The organism is Candidatus Krumholzibacteriota bacterium (assembly GCA_016931295.1).
In the GTDB taxonomy this organism is placed as follows: domain Bacteria; phylum Krumholzibacteriota; class Krumholzibacteriia; order Krumholzibacteriales; family Krumholzibacteriaceae; genus JAFGEZ01.
Genome location: JAFGEZ010000004.1, coordinates 1 through 18,460, shown reverse-complemented (window position 1 = coordinate 18,460; position 18,460 = coordinate 1). Strand labels below are relative to the sequence as shown.

15 protein-coding genes are annotated in these 18,460 nt (G+C 66.7%); 6 read left to right on the top strand and 9 right to left on the bottom strand.

Going from position 1 to position 18,460, the window contains the following annotated elements:
- Nucleotides 1-1,434 (bottom strand): aldehyde dehydrogenase family protein, encoded by a 1,434-nt coding sequence (locus JW876_01655; GenBank protein MBN1884213.1) that lies wholly within the window; start codon nucleotides 1,432-1,434, stop codon nucleotides 1-3.
- 71 nt (nucleotides 1,435-1,505) lie between these two features.
- On the opposite strand from JW876_01655, the gene JW876_01650 reads away from it, so the two are divergent.
- Nucleotides 1,506-2,810: a hypothetical protein gene (locus JW876_01650; GenBank protein ID MBN1884212.1), complete on the top strand. Its 1,305-nt coding sequence runs from the start codon at nucleotides 1,506-1,508 to the stop codon at nucleotides 2,808-2,810.
- On the opposite strand, the gene hflX is transcribed toward JW876_01650, so the two are convergent.
- From hflX to dnaA, 8 genes are all read right to left on the bottom strand, one after another.
- Nucleotides 2,790-4,094, bottom strand: a complete 1,305-nt coding sequence (gene hflX, locus JW876_01645; protein ID MBN1884211.1) for a GTPase HflX — start codon at nucleotides 4,092-4,094, stop codon at nucleotides 2,790-2,792. The two genes, JW876_01650 and hflX, sit on opposite strands and share 21 nt — an antisense overlap.
- On the bottom strand, nucleotides 4,091-5,896 hold the full coding sequence (locus JW876_01640) for a hypothetical protein (protein ID MBN1884210.1): 1,806 nt from the start codon (nucleotides 5,894-5,896) through the stop codon (nucleotides 4,091-4,093). The genes hflX and JW876_01640 overlap by 4 nt, the downstream gene beginning before the upstream one ends.
- Nucleotides 5,897-5,916: 20 nt before the next feature.
- The gene (gyrA, locus tag JW876_01635; protein ID MBN1884209.1) at nucleotides 5,917-8,493 is read right to left on the bottom strand and encodes a DNA gyrase subunit A; all 2,577 of its coding nucleotides are present in this window, start codon (nucleotides 8,491-8,493) and stop codon (nucleotides 5,917-5,919) included.
- Between the two features lie 78 nt (nucleotides 8,494-8,571).
- Complete coding sequence (gene gyrB, locus JW876_01630) at nucleotides 8,572-10,485, bottom strand: DNA topoisomerase (ATP-hydrolyzing) subunit B (protein ID MBN1884208.1); 1,914 nt, start codon at nucleotides 10,483-10,485, stop codon at nucleotides 8,572-8,574.
- Nucleotides 10,485-10,772, bottom strand: coding sequence for a DUF721 domain-containing protein (locus tag JW876_01625; protein ID MBN1884207.1), 288 nt, complete (start codon nucleotides 10,770-10,772; stop codon nucleotides 10,485-10,487). Before JW876_01625 ends, gyrB begins: the two co-directional genes overlap by 1 nt.
- 96 nt (nucleotides 10,773-10,868) lie before the next feature.
- Nucleotides 10,869-12,005 (bottom strand): DNA replication and repair protein RecF, encoded by a 1,137-nt coding sequence (recF, locus tag JW876_01620; protein MBN1884206.1) that lies wholly within the window; start codon nucleotides 12,003-12,005, stop codon nucleotides 10,869-10,871.
- A 17-nt stretch (nucleotides 12,006-12,022) separates the two neighbouring features.
- Nucleotides 12,023-13,102, bottom strand: a complete 1,080-nt coding sequence (dnaN, locus tag JW876_01615) for a DNA polymerase III subunit beta (protein ID MBN1884205.1) — start codon at nucleotides 13,100-13,102, stop codon at nucleotides 12,023-12,025.
- Between the two features lie 420 nt (nucleotides 13,103-13,522).
- Nucleotides 13,523-14,860 (bottom strand): chromosomal replication initiator protein DnaA, encoded by a 1,338-nt coding sequence (gene dnaA, locus JW876_01610; GenBank protein ID MBN1884204.1) that lies wholly within the window; start codon nucleotides 14,858-14,860, stop codon nucleotides 13,523-13,525.
- 583 nt (nucleotides 14,861-15,443) lie between these two features.
- Here dnaA and rpmH point away from each other — a divergent pair.
- The 5 genes from rpmH to JW876_01585 all read left to right on the top strand — a co-directional run.
- Nucleotides 15,444-15,578 carry a 50S ribosomal protein L34 gene (rpmH, locus tag JW876_01605; protein MBN1884203.1) on the top strand — a complete coding sequence of 45 codons (135 nt, stop codon included), beginning with the start codon at nucleotides 15,444-15,446 and terminating at the stop codon, nucleotides 15,576-15,578.
- A 19-nt stretch (nucleotides 15,579-15,597) separates the two neighbouring features.
- Nucleotides 15,598-15,951 (top strand): ribonuclease P protein component, encoded by a 354-nt coding sequence (rnpA, locus tag JW876_01600; GenBank protein MBN1884202.1) that lies wholly within the window; start codon nucleotides 15,598-15,600, stop codon nucleotides 15,949-15,951.
- An 8-nt stretch (nucleotides 15,952-15,959) separates the two neighbouring features.
- Nucleotides 15,960-16,172: a membrane protein insertion efficiency factor YidD gene (gene yidD / locus JW876_01595; GenBank protein MBN1884201.1), complete on the top strand. Its 213-nt coding sequence runs from the start codon at nucleotides 15,960-15,962 to the stop codon at nucleotides 16,170-16,172.
- 40 nt (nucleotides 16,173-16,212) lie between these two features.
- Entirely contained in the window at nucleotides 16,213-18,027 is a 1,815-nt protein-coding gene (gene yidC, locus JW876_01590; protein MBN1884200.1) for a membrane protein insertase YidC, read from the top strand.
- A 19-nt stretch (nucleotides 18,028-18,046) separates the two neighbouring features.
- Nucleotides 18,047-18,460: Jag N-terminal domain-containing protein (locus tag JW876_01585; GenBank protein MBN1884199.1), on the top strand; the 414-nt coding region annotated here is incomplete at its 3' end.

Here is an 18,460-nt window from a genome sequence, read left to right as displayed (position 1 = left end):
TCAGGGGGCGATGACGAGCAGTCGCGGCTCGCACATCCCGCGGATCGCCCATCGGAGCCCCTCGCGTCCCCGTCCGGAATCCCTGACCCCGCCGTACGGCATCCGGTCCACGCGAAAGGTCGGCACGTCGCCGGCGATGACGCCGCCCACCTCGAGCTCCTCCCAGGCCCGCATGACGACGCCGATGTCACGGGCGAAGACGCCCGCCTGGAGGCCGAACCGCGACCGTCCGGCGGCGGCGAGGGCCTCGTCGATCCCGTCGTAGTCGGCGAGGCAGAGGACGGGGCCGAAGACCTCCTCGTCGACGATTTTCATGCCCGGCCGAACTTCCTCCACGACGGTCGGCTCGTGGAAGGCCCCCCGCCTGCCGCCCCCCGCGGCCACCACCGCGCCGCCCGCCACCGCTTCCTCCAGCCAGCCGGCCACCCTCGCCGCCTCCGCATCGTCGATCATCGGGCCGATGTCGGTCTCCTCGTCGAGCGGATCCCCCGCGCGCAGCGCGGCGACGCAAGCGAAGAGCTTTTCGCGGAACCGGTCGGCGACGCGCCGGTGGACGTAGACGCGCTGCACGGAGATGCAGACCTGCCCCGAGAAGGCGAAAGCCCCCATGACGATCCGCGAGACCGCCCGTTCGATGTCTTCCCAGTCCCCGTGCACGATCGCCGCGGCGTTGCCCCCCAGCTCGAGGGTGACCTTCTTCCTGGAGGCCCGGCGGCCGAGCTCCCATCCGACCGCCGCCGACCCGGTGAAGCTGACCGTGCGTATCTCGCCGCGTTCGGCGAGGACGCCGGCCTCCTTTCCGCCGATCGGCAGCACGGCGAGGGCGCCGGGGGGCGCCCCCGCTTCCGTCACGATCCGTGCCAGCCGCAGCGCGGTGAGCGGCGTCGCGCTCGCCGGCTTCAAAACGACCGGGCACCCGGCGGCGAGGGCGGGCGCGACCTTGTGGGCGACGAGGTTCAAGGGGAAATTGAAGGGCGTGATGGCGAGGACGGGCCCCGCGGGAACGTGCCGGACGAAACCGAGCCGCCCCTCCGCGGCGGGCGAGACGTCGAGGGGGATCACCTCGCCGTAGAGCCGGCTGCATTCCGCCGCCGCCTCGTCGAAGGTCTGCGCGGCGCGCGCGACTTCGCCGCGGGCGTAGCGCATCGGCTTGCCCGCCTCGAGCGCGATCCCCGCGGCGAGCTCGTTTGCCGTTTCGCGTATCGCGGCGGCGATCCGGGCGAGCAGGGCCGTCCGCTCGTGCGTTGGCATCCGGCGCGTCTTCGCGAACGCGGCCGCCGCGGCCCGGACCGCTTCCTCCACCCGCGCCGGCGGCGGACGGTGCGTCAGGCCGACCGTCTCCCCGGTGAAGGGGGAACGCACCTCGAGCGCCTCGCCGTCGTCGAGCCATTCCCCGTCGATCAGGTACGGATATTCCATGCTGCCGCCTTTCATTTTGCCTGTTTTCCCCCGCGCGCCGACCTGCTATACTCGGGCGACGCAGGTCCGGACCATGGAGGGTACGCTTGAAGGCGAAGACAATCCTTGCCCCGTTCGCGTTCCTCGCGCTCGCGTTCCTCTTTTTCGGCCTGGCCCTCGACAACGGCTTCTGGCAGAGCGCCGACTTCCTGCTCCTCGACCAGAGCCTCCGCATCGACGCCGACCACTCGGCCGTCTACGAGTCGTCGCCGCCCAGGACCTTCCAACCGATCGTGTACGGTATCCACGCGCTTCTCTTCAAACGCTTTTTCTTCGCCCCGCGCGGCTACCTCATCTTCAACATCATCCTGCACGCCCTCAATTCCTATCTCGTCTTCCTGATGGTCCGCAAGCTCCTCCGCGACGACGGCGTCGCCTTCCTCTCGGCCCTCCTCTTCGTCTTCACGGTGGGCTCCTACGGCAAGACGGTGATGATCGCCTCCGGATTCGAGGATCTTCTCGTCACCGCCTTCACCCTCTCGACGATGTATTTCTTCTTCAAGAACGAGATCGACGCCGGCGGGCGCATGTTTACGCCGTGGTTCGCCCTCGCGTTCGTCTTCTTCGTCGCGTCGATGCTCTCGAAGAGCACGAGCTTCTCGATCCTCGGCGCCTTCCTCGCGTTCAACTTCTTCTTCCGGAAGGACGCCGGCACGCGGACCGTCAACGGGCCCTTCGTCGTCCTCCTCCTCGTCGCGGCGGCCGCCCTCGTCGTGAAGCTCTCCGTCTTCGGCTACCGGCCGTCCTTCTACACGCGGAACCCGGGACCGTGGCTGTACATCTACTACGCGGCGAAGAACGTGATCAACTATCTCGTGAGGATGATCTTCCCGATCCACACGTCGAACCTCGTCGAGCAGGCCGCGCTCCCCGTGAGGTTCATCTACCGCTTCGCCACCGAGATCCGCATCCTCATCTCGCTGACGGTCGTCTCCTACTCGGTCTTCGGCTTCATCTTCGGCAACCGGACGATCCGCTTCTTCATCGCCTGGACCTACATGATGGTCCTTCCCTTCGCCTTCTTCCAGTTCCCCAACGACTGGCTGAACATCCGGCACCTCTATCTCGTCTCGGTCGGCTTCAACGTGGTCATCGCCGCGGGGGCCGTCTACTGCTCACGGCTCATCGCGATCCACCGCTGGCGGCGGTACGTGCCCCTCGCCGTGCCGGTCGCCTTCATTTTGCTGTCGCGGTTCATCATCACGCAGCTCGACCGCAGCTACGAGCTGAAGGCGGCGAGTCGCGAGACGACGGAGATGAAGGAGATGCTCGCGAACGGACACGGATCGGTCTCGATCGAGGATGGAACGCTCGTCTACACCGGCGGCGCGTCAGCCCCCGAGCGGCAATAGCCGCACCTCTCCCGCTTTTTCGAGGATGGCGAGGTCGCGCCGCCTCACGCGCACGACGTACCGGAGCCGGTCGCCGTCGAGGCGCCGTTCGATCGTCTCGACGGCCGTTCGTTCGACGAGAGCGATCCGGCGGCCGTCGTCGTGCGGAACGACGACCTCGGCGTCGACGCGGTCGCGCTCCGCGATCCGTCCGATCGCGTCGAGCAGCTGGTCGACACCCTCCCCCGTCCCGGCGCTGGCGAGGATCGCGTCGGGGCGCCGCCTGGCCAGCGCGTCGCGCGCCTCCCCGTCGAGAAGGTCGGTCTTGTTGAAGACGAGCAGGGTCGGCGCGTCGGCCTGGCCGCGTCCGAGCCGGCCGAGGACGCCGTCGACCGTCTCGATGCGCTCCTCGTAGCGGGGGGCGGACGCGTCGACGATGTGTAGGAGCAGGTCCGCCTCCCGGACATCGAGCAGGGTGGCGCGGAAGGACTCCACGAGGTGGGCGGGAAGCTTGCGGATGAACCCGATCGTGTCGGTCACGAGGATCGGGCCGCCCCCCGGGAGGTCGACGCGCCTCGTCGTCGAATCGAGCGTGGAGAAGAGCCGGCCGCTCTCCTCGACGTCGCTTCCGGCGAGGCGGTTGAGCATCGTCGATTTCCCCGCGTTCGTGTAACCGACGATCGCGGCGCCGAACCGGTCGCCGCGCCGCTTGCGCCGCTCCTCCACGCCGCGCCGGATGCGGGCGAGCTTCCGCTCGAGCCCGTCGATGCGCTCGCGGACCCGCCGGCGGTCCACCTCGAGCTGCGTCTCGCCGGGGCCGCGGGTGCCGATCCCCCCCGCCTGGCGGGAGAGGTGGGCCCACAGTCGGCGGAGGCGGGGCAGGGCGTAGGTGAGCTGGGCGATCTCGACCTGTATCCTCGCCTGCCTCGTCCGGGCGCGGCGGGCGAAGATGTCGAGGATGACCTCGGTGCGGTCGACGACGTTGACCTGGAGCCGCTCCTCGATGTTCCGCGCCTGGGCGGGCGAGAGGTCGTCGTCGAAGACCACGATGTTCGCCTCGAGTTGCGCGATCTCCCCGGCGATCTCCTCGACCTTCCCCTCCCCGATGTAGGTCGACCCGTCGATCCGCGTGCGTCCCTGGATCGTCTGGCCGACGACCGTCGCCCCGGCGGTGGCGGCGAGGGCGGCCAGCTCGCGGAGATTCTCCTTCTCGTCCTCGAGTTGCGCGCCGGGCAGGCGCACGCCGACGAGAAAAGCGCGTTCCTCGGGCGTTTCGGGAGGGGGCGTGTAGAGATGCCTGGTCACCGCAGCAGGATCACCCGTTTCGTCAGGGACCGTTCGCCGAGGCGGAAGGTGCAGTAGTAGACGCCGGGCGCGACCTCGGCCCCCGTCTCGTCGAGGCCGTCCCACATCCGGCTGTAGGCCCCGGGGTGGAGGAATTCCTCGTCGAGGATCGCGCGGACGAGCCGCCCCTGCACATCGTAGATCCGGACCGTGCTGAGACCCGCGCCCCGCCCGGCGCCCCTGGACACGCCCGTGGCGACCGGCGGGTCCTCCACCTGGAGATCGATGTTCAGAGAGGAGCGGAAGGGGTTGGGCCAGAGCCGCAGCGCGTCGTCCGGCAGCCGGTCCGGGGACGCGTCCTTGTTTCCGAGGTCGTCGAGGAGATCCCGGCCGACGCGGGCGACGAAGATGGTGCCGTCGCTGAGCTGCCCGTCGACGGTGAAGGGGCTGCCCGCCTCCACGCGAGCGTCGTCGATCGGAACGAGGATCTTGCCGCCGATCCGCTCCCAGGAGACCGTCCGGTCGCCGTCGACGCCGAGCCATTCGACGTCCTCCGTCTCGACCGCGGCGGGAAGGGTCAGCGCGGCGGCGCGGATCGTCTGTCCGCGCGTCCAGACCGTGGCGAGGCCCGGCTCGATCTCGATGCGTCCGGCGCGGCGCGCCGGCACGATCCAGCGGTGCACCGTCCCCTCCCGGTCGGCCGTTCCCCGGTAGGTCTCGACGGCGCGGGCGACGTTGGAGAGCAGCGCCTCGCGCGTCCGCCCGAAGACGAGCGCCCACTCGAGAGTCACCGACGTTCCGGGGGGAAACGACTCGACGACGTCGAGGGAGAGGAGGACGGTGGTTTCGCCTTCGGCGAGATCGCGCGTTTCGGTCTCCCCGCCGACGGCGAGCCGTCCGGTCGGCGACCGGTCGCCGTCCGCGCGGAGGAGGCGGACCGTCTCCCGCTCCCGCTCCCGCGCGAGCCTCGATCCCGGCTCGGCGCGGAGCAGCTCGCGCGCCCGGCGCCGCGGTGCCGCGACGGCCGCCGCCCCGATCCGGAGGCCACCGGGCCCCACGGCGTCGAGGGGGCAGATCGCGGCGAATCCGCCGTCGTCCGACACGGCGACGATCCGGATCCCGGTTTCCGCCGGTTCCCCCTCGGCGTCAAGGCCGACGTATCGCACGCGGTCGTCCATGCCGCGTCCCGGATCGTCTCCGTCGCCCAGGCGAAGGTCGATCTCGAGCGCGAGCTCGACAACCGCCGGCGCGGCGCGTCCGGCGCCGGCGCGATTCTCGATCGTCGTGGTGAACCCGATGAAGTCCCTGACGTGGCCGAACGACCAGGAGTAGGCGCGCTGCGATAAAACGAGCCCGCTCGCCTCGTCGCGGGCGCGCACGACGACCATGTCATGCCCGATCGCCGCGAAATCCTCGTCGATTCGGCCGTCCCCGTCGTTGTCTTGCCCGTCGAGGGGGTCCTCGTCGATCCGGCCGTCCCCGTCGTCGTCGCACCTGCGATCCGGGTACCGCTTGCCCCGGTCGCATCCCTCGCAGAGCGTTCCGTCAGCCGCGATGCCGGGCACGGGCACGAGATCGTCGCATCTCAGCTCGACGCGCCGGCCGCCGCCGTCCACCCAGCGGACGAGCACCGTGCCGCCGCCGAAGAACTCCGTCCCGCCGGCGCCGGGCCAGCGAAGGCCCCCGTCGCCGTCGCCGAGGCACCCGTCGGGGCCGATCGCCACCAGGGCGCGGCCCGCGCCCCGAAGCGCCGGTTCGCCGGCCCCGGACATCGCCGCCGCGGCCAGAAGCAGGAAGGCCGTCGCTATGCAGACACGTCTCATCCCGTCTCTCCCCCGGCAACTCAGGACGCGTCGAACCCCGGTTCGTCGTCGCCGCCGTCTTCCTCCGCGTTCATTCCGTCGAACCCGCCGGTTTCCGACCCGTCGTCGCCGTTCTCCCCGTCCGCCATGACGAGCGCTGCGCCGTCGTTTCCGTCGACCCCCGCGTCCTCCTCCTCGCCGGCGATCATCGCGACGTCGACGACGACGTCCCCCTCGTTCAGGTTGATGAGCTTGACGCCCTTCGCCGGCCTGCCGAGAAGCGAGATCCCCTTCACGGGGCAGCGGATGATCATGCCGTTGTGCGTGATCATCATCACCTCGTCCGTCGTGACGACTTCCTTCACGGCGACGAGGTGCCCGTTGCGCCCCTCGGTGGGAATGCAGACGACGCCCTTGCCGCCCCGCTTTATGTTGCGGAAATCGCCGATCCGCGTCCGCTTGCCGTACCCGTTCTCGGTGACGACGATGATCTCCGTCGACCGCCGCACGACGACCATCGCGACGACCTCGTCGTCGCCGTCGAGGGTGACGCCCTTGACGCCCCTCGTCGCCCGCCCCATCTGGCGGACGTCGGTCTCCCTGAACCGTATGGCCTTGCCGCGCCGCTTCGCGAGGATGATGTCGTCGTTGCCCGAGGTGAGCTTCGCCGTGATCAGGCGGTCGTCGTCGCCGAGCACGATGGCGATGATCCCGCCGCGCCGCGGGTTGGCGTAGGAGGACAGGTGCGTCTTCTTCACGAGCCCGTTCCTCGTGGCGAGCATGAGGTTGGCGTCGGCGCCGAAGTCGGGGATCGGTATGAAGGCGGAGATGTTCTCCTCGCGGCTCATCTCGAGCAGGTTGACGATCGCCTTGCCGCGGGCGAGCCTCCCGCCCTGCGGGATCTCGTGGACCTTGAGCCAGTAGCATTTGCCCTGGTCGGTGAAGAAGAGGATGTAGGAATGCGTCGAGGCGATGAAGATGTGCTCGACGAAATCCTCGTCCTTCATGCCCAGCCCGGTGATCCCCTTGCCGCCGCGCTTCTGCCGGCGGTAGGTCCCGGTCGGTATCCGCTTGATGTACCCGGTGTGGGTGATCGTGATGATCATGTCCTCTTCGGCGATGAGATCCTCGAGGTTGAGCTCGCCCTCGGCGTCGACGATCTCGGTCCGCCGCTCGTCGCCGTACTTCGCGCCGATCTCCTCGAGCTCGTCGCCGACGACGCCGAGCAGTCGCGTCCGGCTGTCGAGGATCGACCGGTAGTACTCGATCTTCTGGATGAGCGAGAGGTACTCGTCCTCGATCTTCTTCCGCTCGAGGCCGGTGAGCCGCTGGAGCCGGAGGTCGAGGATCGCCTGCGCCTGGACCTCGGTGAGCTTGAATTTCCTCATGAGGCCGTTCCTGGCCTCTTCCGGCGACGCGCTCTTCTTGATCAGGTCGACGATGGCGTCGATGTTGTCGAGGGCGATCTTGTACCCCTCGAGGATGTGCGCCCGTTCCTCCGCCCGCGCGAGATCGTACTCGGTGCGCTTCCTGACGACCTCCTCGCGGTGCTCTAGGAAGGCCGCCATCATCGTCTTGATGTTCATCACCTCGGGCTTCATCCGGCGGTCGAGGGCGAGCATGTTCACGCCGAAGGTCGTCTGGAGCTGCGTGTGCGCGAAGAGCTGGTTCATGACGACCTTGGGATAGGAGTCGCGCTTCAGCTCGATGACGATGCGCATCCCTTCCTTGTCGGATTCGTCGCGGATGTCCGAGATCCCCGACATCTTCCCGGAACGCACGAGGGCGGCGATCTTCTCGATGATCGACGCCTTGTTCGTCTGGTAGGGGATCTCCGTGATGATGATGCTCGTTTTGCCGCTCTTCTGCGTCTCGATGTTCGCGCGGGCGCGGACGGTGATCTTCCCCCGCCCCGTGCGGTAGGCCTCGCGGATGCCCTCGCGCCCGTAGATGATCCCCCCGGTCGGGAAGTCGGGGCCCGAGACGAACCGGGCCAGCTCGTCGACGGAGATCTCCGGGTTTTCGAGAAGGGCCTTCAGCCCGTCGATGATCTCGGTGAGGTTGTGCGGCGGTATGTTGGTCGCCATCCCGACGGCGATCCCCGACGCCCCGTTCACGAGCAGGTTCGGCACCTTCGCGGGAAGGACGACCGCCTGCATGCGCGTCTCGTCGTAGTTCGGCACGAACTCGACCGTCTCCTTGTCGATGTCCTGGAGGAGCTCCTCGGCGAGCGAGGTCATCCGCACCTCGGTGTATCGCTCCGCGGCGGCGGGGTCGCCGTCGATCGACCCGAAGTTGCCCTGTCCGTCGACGAGCGGGTACCGGAGCGAGAAGTCCTGCGCGAGACGCACCGTGGCGTCGTAGACGGCCATCGTCCCGTGGGGGTGGTAGTTGCCCGTCACGTCGCCGGTGAGCTTCGCCGATTTCCGGTAGGGCCGGTTGTGGGCGAGGTTGAGATCGTTCATCGCGAGGAGGATGCGCCGGTGCACCGGTTTCAGCCCGTCGCGGACGTCGGGCAATGCGCGCGAGACGATGACGCTCATCGAGTAGTTCAGGTAGCTGTTCTTCATCTCGTCTTCGATATAGACCGGTACCACCCGCTGCCTGTTGATCTCCATCGGGTGTCTCCTCCTCCGTCCCGTCCCGCCCCGGCGCCGGCCGCACCCGCGGCCCGCCGCCCGGCGTGTTCGTCTCTGCTAGATGTCCAGGTTCTTGACCTCGAGGGCGTTGTCCTGGATGAATTTCCTGCGCGGCTCGACCTTGTCTCCCATCAGAATGGTGAACATGTGGTCGGCCTCGACCGCGTCCTCGAGCGTGATCTTCAGTATCGTCCGGCGCTCCGGGTCCATCGTGGTCATCCAGAGCTGGTCGGGGTTCATTTCGCCGAGGCCCTTGTACCGCTGGAGGTACACGCCCTTCGAGCCCCCGAACTCCTTGACGAAGCGGTCCTTCTCTTCCTCGTTGTACGCGTAGTTCGCCGCCTTCCCCTTCCTGACGAGGTAGAGTGGCGGCTGGGCGATGTAGACGCAGCCCTCCTTGACCAGCTCGGGCATGTACCGGAAGAAGAGGGTCAGGATCAGCGTGCGGATATGGGCGCCGTCCACGTCGGCGTCGGTCATGATGACGATCTTGCGGTAGCGCGCCTTCGTGATGTCGAAGTCGTCGCCGATGCCCGTGCCGAGCGCGGTGATGATCGTCTTGATCTCCTCGTTCGCGAGTATCTTGTCGAGCCGCGCCTTCTCGACGTTGAGCACCTTTCCCCTGAGGGGCAGTATCGCCTGGAAACGCCGGTCGCGCCCCTGCTTCGCCGAACCGCCGGCCGAGTCGCCCTCGACGAGGTAGAGCTCGCAGTGCTCGGGATCGGTGAGGGAGCAGTCGGCCAGCTTCCCCGGCAGGGAGCTCGACTCGAGGGCCGACTTGCGCCTGACGAGTTCGCGCGCCTTGCGCGCCGCGTCGCGGGCGCGCGCCGACTGCGACGCCTTCTCGATGATCTTGCGCCCCACGGGGGGATGCTCCTCGAGGAATTCGGCGAGCTTCTGCCCCACGACGCTCTCGACCACGCCCTTGATGTCGGAGTTGCCGAGCTTGGCCTTCGTCTGGCCCTCGAACTGCGGGTCGGGAAGCTTGACGCTCAATACGGCGGTGAGCCCCTCGCGGACGTCGTCGCCGGACAGGGTGATCTTCTGGCCCTTCCTGAAGAGGTTGTTCTTCGTCGCGTAGGTGTTCAGCGTCCTGGTCAGCGCCGCCTTGAAGCCGACGAGGTGCGTGCCGCCGTCGACGGTGTTGATGTTGTTCGCGAAGCAGAAGATCTTCTCCGAGTAGGAGTCGTTGTACTGCATCGCGATCTCGATCTCGTAGTCGTCGCGGTTGTCCTGGATGTAGATCGGCTTCTTGTGGAGCGTGTCCCGGTTCTCGTTGAGGAAGGTGACGAACGAGACGATGCCGCCCGAGTAGTTGAACTCGTGGCGTTTCCCCGTGCGCTCGTCGGTGAAGTTGATCGCCGCGCCCTTGTTGAGGAAGGCGAGCTCGCGGAAGCGCTGCGACAGGGTGTCGAAGCTGTATTCCATGGTCGTGAATATGTCCGGGTTCGGCAGGAAGGTGACCGTCGTGCCGGTCTGCTTCTTCTCCTTGCCCTTGAGCGGCGACTTCGTGAGCGGCGTCGTCGGAACGCCCTTCTCGTAGCGCTGCGTGTGCGAATACCCGTCGCGGCGGATGTCCACCTCGAGCCAGGCGGCCAGCGCGTTGACCACGGAGACGCCGACGCCGTGGAGGCCGCCGGAGACCTTGTAGCTGTCGTGGTCGAACTTCCCCCCGGCGTGCAGCGTCGTCATGACGACCTCGACGGCGGGCTTCTTCTGCGTCGGGTGCATGTCGACGGGGATACCGCGCCCGTCGTCGGTCACCGAGACGGAGCCGTCCCGGTTGATCGTGATGTCGATCGTGCTGCAGACGCCCGCCATCACCTCGTCGATGCTGTTGTCGACGACCTCGTATATCATGTGATGGAGCCCGTGGATATCGGTGCTTCCGATGTACATCGCGGGCCGCTTGCGCACGGCCTCGAGCCCCTTGAGCACCTGGATACCCTTGGCGGTATACTCCTGTGTCATCACTCGTCCTCTTCTTTCTCGAGCGTCAGCCGGATGCCGCGGACGTCGAGGTCGGGGAACAGGCGGCCGACCCGTTCGACGATCTCCCGCTGATGGAATCTGATCTCCTGCATCCAGACGTTGTTGTCGACCGCGATGAAGAGCTGGCCCCCCTTGACGAAGCGGGGTCTGCTCCTCCCGGCCAGCGCGTCGCCGACCACGCCGGGCCACTCCCGCCGGAGCCGGCCCTCCTCCATCTTCCGGTCGAGACCGAGCCTGCGCAGCACGGCCGGGAGGATATCCCCCACCCGGCCCGCCGGCCGCCCCTCCTTCCCGCCGGACCGTCTCCCGCGGCGCGCGGATACCCGGATGTTACGTTTTCGCCCCTTGAAATCCAAGCAAATTCACCCTCCCCGGACCGTCCGGGCACCGTCCGCCGGGAAAGCGCCGGCGATGCAGCCCGCCTCGACGACGAATCGCGAGCCCCCGCCCGTTTCCCGCGGGAAATCCTCTTCCCGCGGAGTCGTGATGAAACTCTGCCACCGGTCGGTCAAAAGCGCCCTCGCCCGCCCGATCGTCCCGCGGTCGAGCTCCGAGAAGATGTCGTCCAGCAAAACGACCGGCCGCTCGCCGCGGCGCGACATGATCAGCGACGCCTGCGCGAGCTTGAGGACGATCGCCGCGAGCCGGCGGCGTCCCTGCGATCCGTACCTCCGGAGATCCCTGCCGTCGACGGTGACGGAGAGATCGTCGTACTGCGGGCCTGCGAGCGAGACCCCCCGGCGGCGTTCGGTTTCCGAGCACCTGGCGAGCGCGTCCGCGAGGGCCGCCGCGCCGCCGTCTCCGCCGGGATCCCAGGGACAGCGGTACTCGACGCCGAGCTCGCCGCCAGGCAGGAACTCCGCGAACAGTTCCCGCGCGATTTCCTCGATCCCCCGGGCGACCTCCCTCCTGCCCCTGGCGACCGCCGCACCCGTCGCCGCGAAGGTCTCGTTCCACGTCTCGATCGCGTCCGCCCGCCCCGTCCCCGCCGCGACGTCCCTCAAAAGGGCGTTGCGATGGCGAAGGGTCCGCCGGAAATCGGAGAGGTCGCCCAGGAAGGGCGGCGATACCTGGACGCCGGTGAAATCGAGGTAGAGGCGCCGGTCGGCGGGCGGCCCGGCGGCGAGCGACACATCGTCCGGCGTGAACACCACGGACGGAACGAGTCCGATCATCCCCGAGAGCTGCCCGAGTTGTTTCCCGTTCACCGTGGCGCGGAGCGCGCCCCCCCGCTCGAGCCCGAGTCCCAGCCGGAAGGAAACACCGCCGTCGCTCCGCCCCGTCATCTCGAGGCGGAAGAATTCCTCGCCGAAGCGGATCATCTCCGAGGGGCGGCGGGTCCGGAAGGAACGGCCGAGGGAGAAGAGATGGATCGCCTCGACGAGATTGGTCTTCCCCTGGGCGTTGTCGCCGGTGAAGAGATTGAACGTGTCGGAGAATTCGAGCTCGGCCCGCTCGACGTTCCTGAAGTTCTCCAGCGCCAGCCCGCCGATCCTCACTCCCGCTCACCGGCCCGTCAACTGATACGCAGCGGCATGACGATGCAAAGCTGTTCGACGTTCTCTTCCGGCGACGCGGGCTCGATGATGCCCGCGTTGTCCGGACGGTCGAGTTTGAAGATCACGTCATCGGAGTTTATCGTCTTCAGGATGTCCTGGATATACGAGGCGTTGTACCCGATCTCCATCGCCTCGCCGCCGTAGTTCGCGTCGATCTCCTCGGTCGCCTCGCCGAGTTCCTGCGTCGTGACGTGGAGCTTCACCCGGTCCTTGTCGATGGCGAAGACGACCTGGTGCGTGAGCGCGTCGGAGAGGATCGACACGCGCCTCGTCGCCGCCCCGAGCTTCTCGCGGTCGACGACGAGCTCCTTGTCGTTCTTCGTCGGGATGACCTTCTCGTAGCTCGGAAACGGTCCCTCGAGGAGACGGGAGTAGATCGAGCTCTCCTCCATCTCGAAGGAGATGCTGTTCTCGCCGATCCTCACGGTGATCTGCTCCTCTCCCTCGGAGTAGGACCGAAGGGTCGTCAGGGCCTTCGGCGGCACGATGACGTTCTGCTTCTCGATCTTCCCGAGGTCGAGCTTCAGTGTCACGCGGGAAAGCCGGTGGCCGTCGGTCGACACCATCGTGATGCCCTGCCGGTCGACGTCCCACAGCACGCCGCAGAGCGCCGGTCTCGTCAGGTCGCTGGAGACGGCATGGATCGTCTTCAGGACGAGCCGGTTGAGAAGCGAGGGATCGATCGAGAAATACGCCGCGCTCTCCTGCTGGGGCAACTTGGGAAAGTCGTCCGCGTTCCGCCCGTTGACGACGAAGCGGCTGCGTCCGCATGTGACCGTGAGTTTGCCCCCGGACACGCTGAGGGTCACGACGTCTCCCGTGAGGGACTTGACGATCTCGGCGAGCTTCTTCGCCGGCGCGGCGATTCTCCCCGCCTCCTCGACCGTGCCGGATACCCTCGAGGTGACCGATATGTCGAGGTCCGTCGCAGAGAACCGGATCCCGTCATCGCCCGCGTCGACCAACACCGTCGACAGGACCGGCATCGTCGTCTTCGCCGGTACGACCGACGATATCGCGTTCAGCTTCCTGGTCAACTCTCCCAAGGGGACAACAATCTTCACGCCGCCACCTCCTGCCGGGTACTCCGCCGAGTGCGTGTCCGTCATGTATCGTTCGCATTCGAGAGAGTGAATCATACGGGAAACACCACGGGGGTGCAAGGGGAAACGCGCACCCCGGAACGGGCCCGTGCGCGCACGTTTCTTATTGCTTCTTCCTTGTATGGAAAGAGAGAAAAGAGAAGCAGTAGCGGGGGGTGTTGACATGTGGAGAAAGGGCGCCCCGGGGTGTCGGGACGGGACGGGTTCGCCCCCGGGGGATGTTGGGGATCGTGTCGAATACCGACGGATTGTCCACGAGAAGACCGAGGCCGTCGCTTTTCGACGGCGTGTCGACATCGGCGATGTGGAGAATGTGGACGGAGGGATGGAACGGCGCGCCTGCGGGGAAGATGGTCACGTGATGTCGTCGTGGATACGTTTGATCGAGGCGCGCATCTCGCTGTCGCCCTCGAGAAGCGCGTCGATCTTCTTGATCGCGTGGAGGACGGTGCTGTGGTCGCGGCCGCCGAACTTGCCGCCGATCTGCACGAGCGAGAGGTCGGTGAGCTCGCGGCAGAGATGCATCGCCGTCTGGCGGGCGAGAACGACGCGGGCGATCCTCGTCCGCGCCTTCAGCGATTCGATCGGCACGTCGAAGTGCTGGGAGACGGCCTTCTGGATCATCGAGGGGGTGATGCGCCGGCGGGCCGGCCGTGAACCGATCGAATGAAGGAGCTCGGTCGCCATGTCGACCGAGATCTCGCGGCACGTCAGGGATGCGCAGGCGAGAACGCGGATCAGCGAACCCTCGAGCTCGCGGATATTGTTCTTCACGTTCTCGGCGATCGTCTGAAGCACGTCGTCGGGAACCTCGATGCGCTCCTTCGCGACCTTCTTCCTGAGGATCGCGATGCGCATCTCGAGGTCGGGAGGCTGGATGTCGGTGATGAGGCCCCACTCGAAACGGGAGATGAGACGCTCCTGGAGCGAGGGGATCTCCTTCGGCGGGCGGTCGCTCGTGACGACGATCTGCTTGTTCGCCTCGTGGAGCGCGTTGAAGGTGAAGAAGAACTCCTCCTGCGTGCTCTCCTTGCCGGCGAGGAACTGGATGTCGTCGACGAGAAGGACGTCGACGTTCCGGTACCGCTGCTTGAACTCGAGCGTCGAGCCCTTGCGGATCGCGTGGATGAGCTCGTTCATGAAGCTCTCGGTCGAGACGTACGCGATGCTCGTCTCGGGCCGGTTCTCGAGGATGTGGTGGGCGATCGCCTGGATGAGATGCGTCTTGCCGAGACCGACGCCGCCGTAGATGAAGAACGGGTTGTAGACCCGGGCGGGGCGGTCGGCGACCGCCATGGCGGCGGCGTGCGTGAGGCGGTTGCCCCCGCCGACGACGAACTCGCCGAAGGTATACCTGCCGTTCAGCTGGACGCGGTTCGGCAGGTCGCGCCGCTCGATCATCGCGCGGCGCGGATTCTCCGCGGGGCGTGTCACGCGGGGCGGGGTCGGCGAGGCGACGAACTCGACCGACATCTCCTCGCCGAGGGTCTCGGAGGCGGCCAGGGCGATTTTCTCGCGGTGGTGCTCGGCGAGCCAGTCGATGAAGAAGGGGTTCGGCCCCTCGATGACGAGGCGGGCGTTCTCGACGCTGACGAGACGGGTCGGCACGAACCAGGTCTGGAAGCTCTGCGGATTGACGAGCCCCTTGAGGCGGTCGAGGATCGTTTCCCAGAGATGGCCGAGTCCCTGCATCGATGCCGGCTCCCCGCTCACGCGATGACGTTCGTCTGTCATGGCACCCGGAACCGGGGAGAGATATCCCCCGGGAAATAATCATTCCTGAAAAAACCGGAGATTCTCCACAATTGTGGATAACCCCGAAACTTTTATGGTTACAACCGTTTGGGCGGGCTATTCAACAGACGCGAAGAGCGTTTTCCACAATATGCGAATCTCGATTGCAGAGAAGGTGTCCTGTCGCGTGGTCATGCTCTTGTCGGGGAATCATCCCCCTCATCCCGCGGCCGGAAATGTATCACAGCGCCCCGGGCGCATCAAGGGCATTTTTTCGGGGCCGTGCAGAATGTCGAAAACCCGTTGCCGCGTCGAGCATTCGGAGGGCCGGGGATCCGGGTCCGGTCGGGGCGTGTCACGGGGGCGCACCCGCGCCTCCGCCGGAGAGGGCGCAAACGATCGGCCGGGCAAGCCGTTCGGCCGACGAGGGAGAAAATTCTTGACATCCGGGGGGGGTGTGCCTATCGTGGTATGTTTACATGGGGGACGAGTGTACTAACTCTATGTCATTCTGGATTCTGGACCACGGGGAGATTCGAAGATGAAGCGCACATATCAGCCCCACAACACGCGACGGAAACGGACGCATGGATTCCGTTTGCGCATGCGGACCAAGAACGGACGCCTCGTGCTGAAAAGGAGGAGAGCGAAGGGCAGAAAACGTCTGTCCGTCTGAAGTCCGATATCGAAACGGCATGGATATGACCCTGGACACCCTCAAACATACGCACCAGTTCCGCACCGTGTACCGCGACGGCGGCAGGGCGCGCGGACGGCGGATCACCGTCCGTTTCCTGCCGAGGGAAGAGGGGGGTATCGTTCCGGGGTTCGTTGCGAGCAAGAAGAACGTCGGCAAGGCGTGCCGGCGCAACCGGGCGAAGCGGTGGATGCGCGAGATATACCGGCGGCTCCGGCCCCGCGTGGGCCTCGAGCATGCGTGGATCGTCTTCATCGCCGAATTCCGCCCGGCCGAGACGACATTTCAGGAACTGATAGCAGATGTGGAGAGCTCTCTCGGGAGAGCCGGGATCTTGACGGGATGCGGATGATATCACGGATGCTGACGGCAGCCGGCCTCGCGGCCGTGAGGATATACAGAACAGCTATCTCACCCTATCATCCACCTGCGTGCAGGTTCACCCCGACCTGTTCGGCCTACGCCGAGGCCGCCATCGCGCGGCACGGCCTTCCAAGGGGTTCCTGGCTTGCGCTCCGCCGCGTACTGAGATGTCACCCGTTCTCCCGGGGCGGATACGACCCGGTGCGCTGACCCGAGCCGACTCGCCCCAATCGATTTGAAGGGAAGTGACATGGACAAGCGTTCGCTGATCGCGATCGTCATGACCATCATCGTTCTGCTCGGTTGGCAGATGCTCATCGTCAAGCCGCAGCAGGAGGAGGCGCTTCGGCAGCGGCGGGCAATCGAGCTCGAGCGGCTGGCCGCCGATTCGCTTTCCGCCGGAGAAGCGCGCGAGACCGGGGACGCCGCGGCGACGACGGCGGAGGAGGCGGACGGCGGGGCGCGGACCGCGGCAAACGGAAAGACGACGCCGGGCGCGGCCGCGATCGGTGCGGCCGTCTTCGAGGCGGGCGGCGAGACGCCGATCACCTTCACGATCGTCACCGAAACGATGCGGGTCAGGCTCACGAGCCGCGGCGGGGAGATCGCATCGGTCGAGCTGCTCGGATTCGAGGGGGTCGGCGGCGGTCCCGTCGAGCTGGTCCGCGAGGGACGGCAGGGTGGCCTCGCCGTCTCGCTCGTCGAAGACGACCGGAACGAGATCCTGTCCGGCCTCGTGTTCATGGCGGAGGTCGACGGCCGGCCGGCCGAGGACGGGCGGGAATACGTCGCGAGCGGCGACGGGGTGCGCGTCGGGTTCCTCCTCGAGGCGGCCGACGGCGACTTCGTCCGGAAGACGCTCCGCTTCGGCGGCGGCGGATACGAGGTGGGCCTCGAGGTGGCCGTCCGGCGCGAGGGCGCGCTCTCCGGCACGGACGCGTACGTTTTGTCGTGGGGCTGCGGGCTCGCGTTCACCGAGAAGGACATCAAGTGGGACCGGCGGCAGTCCGCGTCCCTCGGGCGCGTCGGCGACGAGAACTACAAGGAATCCCTCGGCGGGTTCGGAAAGACCGGGCGGCGCGAGCACGAGGGGATGGTCGTCTGGGGCGGCGCGCGGAACAAGTACTTCCTGTCCGCGGCCATCCCCGGGCAGAAGCGCTCCGGCAGCCTCGCCCTCGTCGGCGACAAGGAGACCGACTTCATCGGATGGGAGATCTCCTATTCCTTCCGCGGCGATCCGCGGCTCGTCGAGGACGATTACACTATCTATCTCGGGCCCCTCGACATGGATCTGCTCGGCGCGTACGGCATCGGGCTCGAGCGGACGATCGACCTCGGCTGGATGCGGTTCCTCTCCGTCTGGGTGCTGCGGCTGATGACCTTCATGAGCCGCTTCATCCCCAACTACGGACTGATCATCATCATCCTCTCGGTGCTCACGAAGGTCATCTTCTACCGGCTCACCCACAAGAGCACCAAGTCGATGAAGGACATGCAGCGGCTGCAGCCGAAAATCAAGGAGCTGCAGGAGAAGTACAAGGGCGACAAGGAGAAGATGAACCAGGAGATGATGAAGCTCTACAAGGAGGCGGGCGTGAATCCGCTCGGCGGCTGCCTGCCGCTCCTCCTGCAGATGCCGGTCTTCATCGCCCTGTACAACGTGCTGCGGAACACGATCGAGCTCCGCGGCGCCCCCTTCGTCTCCTGGATCAACGATCTCGCGTCGCCGGACGTCCTCTTCGAGTTCGGCGCGAAGCTGCCCTTCATCGGCAGCGAATTCCATCTGCTGCCGCTGCTGATGGGCGGCGCGATGTACGTACAGTCGAAGCTCGGCGGGTCGTCGACGGGCGACGGCGTGCCCCAGGCCCAGACGAAGATGATGACGACGATGATGCCGATCGTCTTCACCTTCGTCTTCTACAGCATGCCCTCCGGGCTCGTGCTGTACTGGCTCGTCAACAATATCCTCACGATCGCGCAGACCTGGTACGTGCACCGGCAGATCGAGGCAGAGGACATGGCGGCCGCCGGCGGGACGGCGGCGGCCGGCAAACCGTCAAAATAACCGGAACGGGAGTGGAGATATGGATTCCACGCGGAAGGACATCGGAGGTCAGGGTCGCGTCGAGGCGGCCGGCAAGACCGTGGAGAAGGCCCTCGAGAAGGCGCTGGCCGAGATGGGCGCGCGCATCGACGAGGTGGAGATAGAGATCCTCGACGCCGGCCAGAAGGGCGTGCTCAATATATTCGGCTCGCGCGACGCGAGGATCAGGGTGACGAGGAAGAAGAGCGCGAAGGGCGTCGAGGAGGTCGTCGACGAGATCGTCAGGGCGATCATGGACTGTCTCGACGTGCACTTCCGTCTCTTCGCCGAGACCAGGGACGACGCGACGTACGTCAACGTCGAGACTGCCGGCGTCGACGGGTTGCTGATCGGCCGGAAGGGCGACACCCTCAATTCCCTCCAGCATCTCGTCGGCCGGATCGTTTCCCGCCGG

Bases quoted from the DNA above. Each gene is read 5' to 3' on its own strand.
- yidD (MBN1884201.1), top strand. From the start codon at position 15,960: ATGCTGACGGCAGCCGGCCTCGCGGCCGTGAGGATATACAGAACAGCT.
- JW876_01640 (MBN1884210.1), bottom strand. From the start codon at position 5,896: ATGAGACGTGTCTGCATAGCGACGGCCTTCCTGCTTCTGGCCGCGGCG.
- gyrB (MBN1884208.1), bottom strand. From the start codon at position 10,485: ATGACACAGGAGTATACCGCCAAGGGTATCCAGGTGCTCAAGGGGCTC.
- dnaA (MBN1884204.1), bottom strand. From the start codon at position 14,860: ATGCAGGGACTCGGCCATCTCTGGGAAACGATCCTCGACCGCCTCAAG.
- rpmH (MBN1884203.1), top strand. From the start codon at position 15,444: ATGAAGCGCACATATCAGCCCCACAACACGCGACGGAAACGGACGCAT.
- rnpA (MBN1884202.1), top strand. From the start codon at position 15,598: ATGGATATGACCCTGGACACCCTCAAACATACGCACCAGTTCCGCACC.
- gyrA (MBN1884209.1), bottom strand. From the start codon at position 8,493: ATGGAGATCAACAGGCAGCGGGTGGTACCGGTCTATATCGAAGACGAG.
- yidC (MBN1884200.1), top strand. From the start codon at position 16,213: ATGGACAAGCGTTCGCTGATCGCGATCGTCATGACCATCATCGTTCTG.
- JW876_01655 (MBN1884213.1), bottom strand. From the start codon at position 1,434: ATGAAAGGCGGCAGCATGGAATATCCGTACCTGATCGACGGGGAATGG.